General features: G+C 61.1%; 8 protein-coding genes. 2 read left to right on the forward strand and 6 right to left on the reverse strand.

Annotated elements, in window-relative coordinates; genetic code table 11:
* Positions 1 to 598 (forward strand): efflux RND transporter periplasmic adaptor subunit (locus EN749_RS27740; protein WP_145991026.1); only part of this gene is annotated, 598 nt, incomplete at its 5' end.
* Positions 595 to 2,136, forward strand: coding sequence for a DHA2 family efflux MFS transporter permease subunit (locus EN749_RS27745; protein ID WP_127808381.1), 1,542 nt, complete (start codon positions 595 to 597; stop codon positions 2,134 to 2,136). The genes EN749_RS27740 and EN749_RS27745, both read left to right, overlap by 4 nt.
* 108 nt (positions 2,137 to 2,244) lie before the next feature.
* Here the strand turns inward: EN749_RS27745 and EN749_RS27750 are convergent, their stop codons facing one another.
* The 6 genes from EN749_RS27750 to EN749_RS37860 all read right to left on the reverse strand — a co-directional run bounded on the left by EN749_RS27750 (position 2,245) and on the right by EN749_RS37860 (position 6,619).
* Entirely contained in the window at positions 2,245 to 2,802 is a 558-nt protein-coding gene (locus EN749_RS27750) for a hypothetical protein (protein WP_127271419.1), read from the reverse strand.
* Positions 2,803 to 3,168: 366 nt separating this feature from the next.
* Positions 3,169 to 3,729, reverse strand: a complete 561-nt coding sequence (locus EN749_RS27755; RefSeq protein ID WP_127271417.1) for a fasciclin domain-containing protein — start codon at positions 3,727 to 3,729, stop codon at positions 3,169 to 3,171.
* A gap of 177 nt (positions 3,730 to 3,906) precedes the next feature.
* Positions 3,907 to 5,718, reverse strand: coding sequence for a membrane protein insertase YidC (gene yidC, locus EN749_RS27760; protein ID WP_127294616.1), 1,812 nt, complete (start codon positions 5,716 to 5,718; stop codon positions 3,907 to 3,909).
* A 14-nt stretch (positions 5,719 to 5,732) separates the two neighbouring features.
* Positions 5,733 to 6,086: a ribonuclease P protein component gene (rnpA, locus tag EN749_RS27765; RefSeq protein ID WP_027040126.1), complete on the reverse strand. Its 354-nt coding sequence runs from the start codon at positions 6,084 to 6,086 to the stop codon at positions 5,733 to 5,735.
* A 16-nt stretch (positions 6,087 to 6,102) separates the two neighbouring features.
* On the reverse strand, positions 6,103 to 6,237 hold the full coding sequence (rpmH, locus tag EN749_RS27770; RefSeq protein WP_008833937.1) for a 50S ribosomal protein L34: 135 nt from the start codon (positions 6,235 to 6,237) through the stop codon (positions 6,103 to 6,105).
* Between the two features lie 181 nt (positions 6,238 to 6,418).
* A complete protein-coding gene (locus EN749_RS37860) occupies positions 6,419 to 6,619 on the reverse strand; it encodes a hypothetical protein (protein ID WP_189367739.1) in 201 nt (66 codons plus the stop codon).
* Positions 6,620 to 6,655 lie beyond the last annotated feature (36 nt).

Consider the following 6,655-nt stretch of genomic DNA (forward strand, 5'->3'; position numbering starts at 1 on the left):
GAAAGTGTCCGTTGCCCAGGCGCAGGCACAGGCGACGCTTGCCCAGCTTGGCGGCGACGCCAGCCAGCCGGTGGAGAAGAATCCGTTCTACCTCCAGGCGCAGTCGGCGGTGGACGACGCCCAGCGCAATCTTGCCGATTCCATCGTCAAGGCGCCGTTCGACGGCATAGTCACCAATGTCGACGCGCTTCAGGTCGGCAAGTACCTGCCGGCTTCGCAGCCGGCCTTCAGCCTGATTTCGGCGACCGATCTGTGGATCGCGGCGGAGCCGAAGGAAACCGAACTGACTTATGTGCGGCCGGGACAGACGGCGACGATCAGCGTCGACAGCTATCCCGGCACCGTCTGGCACGGCACGGTCGCCTCGATCAGCCCGGCGTCGTCGTCGAGCTTCTCCTTGCTTCCGGCGCAGAACACCACCGGCAACTGGGTCAAGGTCGTGCAACGCATTCCGATGCGCGTGACGGTCGACGATCTCCAGGGCAAGCCGCCGTTGCGTGGCGGGATGAGCGTCGTGGTCGGCATCGACACCGGTCATGCGCGCGGCTTGCCGGACTTCGTGACGGACCTCCTCGGCCGGTTCGGACAAAAGTCATGAGCAGCGCGTCCGCGACAGGTGGCGTGGTCGCCAACCGCGGCGCCATCACCGCCTGCGTGATCCTGGCCGTGATCATGCAGGCGCTGGACACGACCATCGCCAATGTGGCGCTGCCCTATATCCAGGGCAGCGTTTCGGCGAGCGCCGACCAGATAAACTGGGTGCTGACGTCCTATATCGTCGCGGCGGCCGTCATGACTCCGCCTTCGGGCTATCTTGCCAATCGTTTCGGCCGCAAGCGCATCCTTTTGATATCCATCACCGGCTTCGTCGTCGCGTCGGTGCTGTGCGGCTTCGCGCAGTCGCTGCCGCAGATCGTCGGCTTCCGCCTGCTGCAAGGTCTGTTCGGCGCGGCCCTGGTGCCGCTGGCGCAGAGCATCCTGCTCGACATCTACAGCGTCGAGGAGCGCGGCTCGGCGATGGCGTTGTTCGGCGTTTCGGTGATGGTCGGGCCGGTGCTCGGGCCGGTCATCGGCGGCTGGCTCACCGAAAACGTCAGCTGGCGTTGGGTGTTCTACATCAATGTCCCGATCGGGGCCCTGGCTTTCGCCGGCGTCTCGATGTTCGTCCAGGAAACCAAGACGGACCTCAAGGCCAGGCTGGACTGGCTGGGCTTCGGCATGCTCAGCGTCACCATCGCATCGCTGCAGATGTTCCTCGATCGCGGCGAGCAGCTCAACTGGTTCTCGTCGTCCGAGATCATCGTCGAGGCGCTGATCTGCGCGTCGGCCTTCTACATCTTCCTCGTCCACACCTTCACCGCCAAAAACACCTTCGTGAACCCGCGGCTGTTCCTCGACAGGAATTTCGCCGTCGGCATGATCTTCATCTTCATCATCGGCATCACCTATCTGGCCTCGCTGGCCCTGATGACGCCGTATCTGCAGACGCTGATGGGCTATCCGGTGGTGACGGCCGGCATCGTCATGGGGCCGCGCGGTCTCGGCACCATGGCTTGCATGTTCCTGGTCGGCAGGCTGATCGGCAAGGTGGACACGCGCTGGCTGCTGTTGACCGGCCTGCTGGTCACCGCCTGGGCGATGTACGACATGACCGGCTGGACCCCTGATGTATCGCAATGGACGATCATCAGCACCGGCTTCATCCAGGGCGCGGGACTGGGCTTCCTGTTCGTGCCGCTGACCACCATCACCTTCGCCACGCTGGCGCCGGAGCGGCGCGCGGAAGGCACAGGCCTTTACAATCTGTCGCGGAACATCGGCTCCAGCGTCGGCATATCCGTCGTCACCGCGCTGTTGACGGAGAACGTGCAGATCAACCACGCCAACATCGCCACCTATGTGACGCCCTACAACCAGGCTTTCAGCAATCCGGCCATCTTCCAGGCGATGGATCCCTACAGCGCCGCGGGCCGCGCCGCGCTCGACGGCGTGGTGACGCTGCAGGCGACAATCATCAGTTATATGAACGACTTCAAGCTGATGATGATCCTGTCGCTTGCCGCCATTCCGCTGGTTCTGTTGCTGCGCAAGCCGGCCACTCCGGCCAAGATCGACCACAGCGCCGTGATGGAGTGATGTTTTGGTCGAGGGCCTTTTGTTGAAGCAAGTTTCGAATGCGTCACTGTCGACAAAACGGAAATACAACGTATGGCGACGTCGTCGGCTGTCCCGTTGCACGTGATGCTAGGTTGCCCAAGTATCCAGCTGATTGAGGACGGCAATCGCCGGATACGATTTCCTGCCGGGATAACTTTGGCGGTAGTAGGCATTCCAATAGCTTGTCGCCTTAGCGCGTATTGCACGCATTACCTGCCGGTTCTGCCGGACGAAACTGGCGTAAGCTGTCTGATCGAAATACGGCATCGCCAAATGGATATCGTCGAGAATTTCGACGACGTACTCGCCTAAGAGAAGAACGATGAATGGAATCGTCCAAGGCTCGTTCAGCGGAAGGATAATTTTGGCTGATTTTTGCCTCAGATAACCGTCTGTCGAACGTGTCAGCAAGCACTGCGACCCCGGCGAAAAGCTAGCGAAATCGACAGCTACGGTCGGCAGAAAATGCAACCGATAGGGAATGTAGATGCTGATCCCATCAGATGTGAGATGCCTCGAGGTTGTTCGGTAAGTGTCGTCGACGATGGGAGTCAATTCCTCAGCAGCTATATCGCCAAGCGCTCCAACTCCGAAAGCTGACTTTGCGGCATTTGGGAAAGGCTTGCGTTGGGTAAACCAATCCACGTCGTGTTCCTAACAAGGCTACGAAATCGATATGCAGTCAGTATGTCACATCTGCGGGCGCTAGGTGAGCGTTGTCTCTCTACCCCTCAACCGCGTTGGCAGTCGCATCGCGACGCCACATTCCGGTGCGCGGCGGTCCGTGCCAGCTTACGGCTAGCCGGCATCTCGGCTACCCGCTCCGTTCAGGTATTTGTTCTCTACGGTCTTCGGTCCATGAACCAAAAGAAACCGGGGTCCTGTGAGGGACAGGACCCCGGCCGATGCCGATACGACTTCCCAAGAAACATGGCACCTCGTCATGAGGTGGGGATGGCAGGCCCGAGAAAGCCCCGACGGACCTGCCTTGATCCCCTTTGCCGAAAGCCGTTACTTCGGCAACAGCACCTTGTTGACGACATGGATGACGCCGTTCGACTGGTTGACGTCGGCGATCGTCACTCGCGCCTCGCCGCCTGACTCATCCATGATGTAGAGCTTGCCCTTCTTGACTTCAGCGGTCAGCGTGTCACCGGAGACGGTTTTCATCTCGTACTTGCCGCCCATCGCTTTGGCCTTCTTCATCATTTCGGCGCCCGAAATCTTGCCTGCCACGACATGCGCGGTCAGCACCTTGGTGAGCTTGCCCTTGTTCTCCGGCTTCAGCAGCGTGTCGACGGTGCCCTTGGGCAGTTTCGCAAACGCCGCGTTAGTCGGGGCGAAGACTGTGAACGGGCCAGCGCCCTGCAGCGTGTCGACCAGGCCGGCGGCCTTGACCGCGGCGACCAGCGTCGTGTGGTCCTTCGAATTGACGGCGTTCTCGACGATGTTCTTGGTGGTGTACATCGGCGCGCCGCCGACATTCGGGTTTTTGGCATAGGCGGGCGCGGCAATCGCCACGCCGGCGACGAACGCGGAAAGGGCGATGGTCCTGAATGACGGCAAACGCATGTGGTCTTCCTCCGGGTGAGGGCTGATCGGAATTGATAGCCTTTGGAAACGCACAGGCAGTCACGCCGCCGACGGGGCGCAAGTTTCGCCGATCACGGGAACGTGATGCCGGAGCTGCTTAAACGAAAAGCCCCGCGCGAGGCGGGGCTTTGAAGGCTGGAGAAAGCGCTGCGTCTTCTATTCGGCCGGCGACGGTTTCTTTCGGAACAGCGCGACCAGATTGTCCCACAGCTCGATCTTGGCGCCCTGGCGCTTCATGATGATGCCCTGCTGGAGGATCGACAGCGTGTTGTTCCAGGCCCAGTAGATGACCAGGCCGGCCGGGAAACCCGCCATCATGAAGGTGAAGATGACAGGCATCCAGGTGAAGATCGCCGCCTGCGTCGGATCCGGCGGCGTCGGGTTCATGCGCATCTGCAGGAACATGGTGACGCCCATGATCAGCGGCCAGACGCCGATCATCAGCATGTGCGGCAGGGTGACCGGGATCAGGCCGAACAGGTTGAACAGCGACGTCGGATCGGGCGCGGCCAGATCCTGGATCCAGCCGAAGAACGGCGCGTGCCGCATCTCGATGGTGATGTAGAGCACCTTGTAGAGCGAGAAGAAGACCGGGATCTGCAGCGCCACCGGCCAGCAGCCGGCAAGCGGGTTGATCTTCTCGGTCTTGTACAGCTCCATCATCGCCTGCTGCTGCTTCATCTTGTCGTCCGCGTATTTCTCGCGGATCTCGAGCATTTTCGGCTGCACCTTCTTCATGTTCGCCATCGACGCGTAGGACTTGTTGGCGAGCGGATAGAAGATGGCCTTGACGATGACGGTGGTGGCGAGGATGGCCAGGCCGAAATTGCCGAAGAATTTGTAGAGCGTGTCGATCAGCCAGAACATCGGCTTGGTGATGAAGTGGAACCAGCCCCAGTCGATCAGCAGATCGAACCGCTTGATATGACGATCTTCCGCATAGGCGTTGATCTTGCCGACTTCCTTGGCGCCGGCGAAGATTTCGCTCTCCACCGTCGCCGACTGACCGGCATCGACGGTGATCGGATCGGTGAGGAAATCGGACTGATAGCGATGGCGGCCGTCCTCGAAATAGGCGTAGCGCGGCTGGAACGGCTGCTTCTCGGTCGGCACCAGCGTCACCGCCCAGTATTTGTCGGTGATGCCGAGCCATCCGTCGGTCGACTTGCCCGGCGTGAACTGCTTGTCCTTCTCGATGGACGCGTATTTGTGCTCCTGCAGGCCTTCGGTGCCGGTGAAACCGATCAGGCCCTCATGCAGCACATAGGTGCTGGCAACGAGCGGCTTGTCGAAGCGGGTGACGCGGCCGTAATTGGACAGCGATACGGCGGCCGTGCCCGCATTCTGCACTGTGTCGGACACCGTGAACATGTAGTTGGTGTCGACGGAAAAGGTGCGCTTGAAGGTAAGGCCCTTGTCGTTCGAATAGGTCAGCGTGACCGGGGTCGTCGGCGTCAGCGTCGCATTGCCGTCGACGGCCCACACAGTCTCGGGACCGGGCACCGCGCCAGTCTTGTCGTTGCCGACGAAGCCGATCTCGGCATAGTAGCCATTGGGCAGTGCCGCCGGGTTGAGCAGGCTGATCTCGGGCGAATTCTTGTCGACCGTCTCGGTGTAGTGCTTGAGCTTGAGGTCGTCGAGACGGGCGCCGGTCAGGTTGATCGAACCCTCGAGGCTCGGCGTGTCGATCCTGGCGCGGGTCGTCGTGGCGAGTGCCTGTTCGCGGCCGGCCGGCGTCACGGCGTCTGTTCCCGGTGCGTTGGGAATGGCGCCAGGGGCGGCGGGCGTTCCGGTGTCGGTACCGGGATTGGTGCCGGCGGCCTTCTTCTGCTCCTCGACGCGCTGCTGTTCGACGCGGGCGGCCTCGCGTTGCGCTTCGCTGCGCGGCAACACGTAAAAATATTGCCATACCGCCAGGATCAGCACCGACAGCGCGATGGTGATGAAGAAGTTCCGGTTGTTTTCCATCGAAAGCCCTTGGCCTATCGTGTTCCGCGCAGTCGGCGGGAAAGTTCGGCCTTCAACTGGCCGAACGGAGTGGTAAGCACGTCTTCGCGCCCGACGATGACATAGTCATTGCCAGGCGCCATGTCACTTGCCGCATGCGTGCGGACGGCTTCTCGCAACCGCCGCCGGACACGGTTGCGGACAACCGCATTGCCGACCTTCTTGGTGACGGTGTAGCCGACGCGCGGCGACAGGCCGTCGCCGCGGTCGAGAACTTCAACGAGAAAAAGCCGCCCGCGTCGCTTTTCACCACGACGGACGGCCAGGAATTCCGCGCGCTTCAGAAGCCGCTTGGGATTTGGTCCCACTGGCTTGCCGGTTGCGGGCAACGATCTCGTCTTCCGTTCAGGCGCTGAGCCGCTTGCGACCGCGGTTGCGGCGAGCTGCGACGACGCCGCGACCACCCTTGGTGGCCATGCGGGCACGAAAGCCGTGCCGACGTTTGCGGACGAGTTTAGACGGTTGGTAGGTACGCTTCATTTGTTTTAATACCGCGGGGTGCGGCCCTTCTTGATTCTGTCACTGTGTAACAGGAGCTTTGCCGGGCCGGCTTTGGCGCGATCGAAACCGCGCCGGGACGAATGGCCCGAGCGTGTGCGGGCTTATAGAAAGAAGGCTTTTGGAAGTCAATCCGGAGTCGTCGGGCGCAATCCGGCTCCGTTCAGGCCGGTTTATGTTTGCGACCAAGGATGAAATTGGCAAAAAAGCCGTAATCGCCTAATCTGCGTTGATCAAGTGATCGTGAAGACATTAGCCGCATGAGCGAAACCATACAGGCACAGGAAGGGATCGGCACGGCGGCGTCCACCGAGGCGCCAGCCGCCGTGCCGATCCCTTCCTGTGCCTGTATGGTTTCGCTCATGCGGCTAATGTCTTCACGATCACTTGATCAACGCCT

The sequence above is a fragment of the Mesorhizobium sp. M7A.F.Ca.ET.027.02.1.1 genome, assembly GCF_004022985.1.
Taxonomy (GTDB): Bacteria; Pseudomonadota; Alphaproteobacteria; order Rhizobiales; family Rhizobiaceae; genus Mesorhizobium.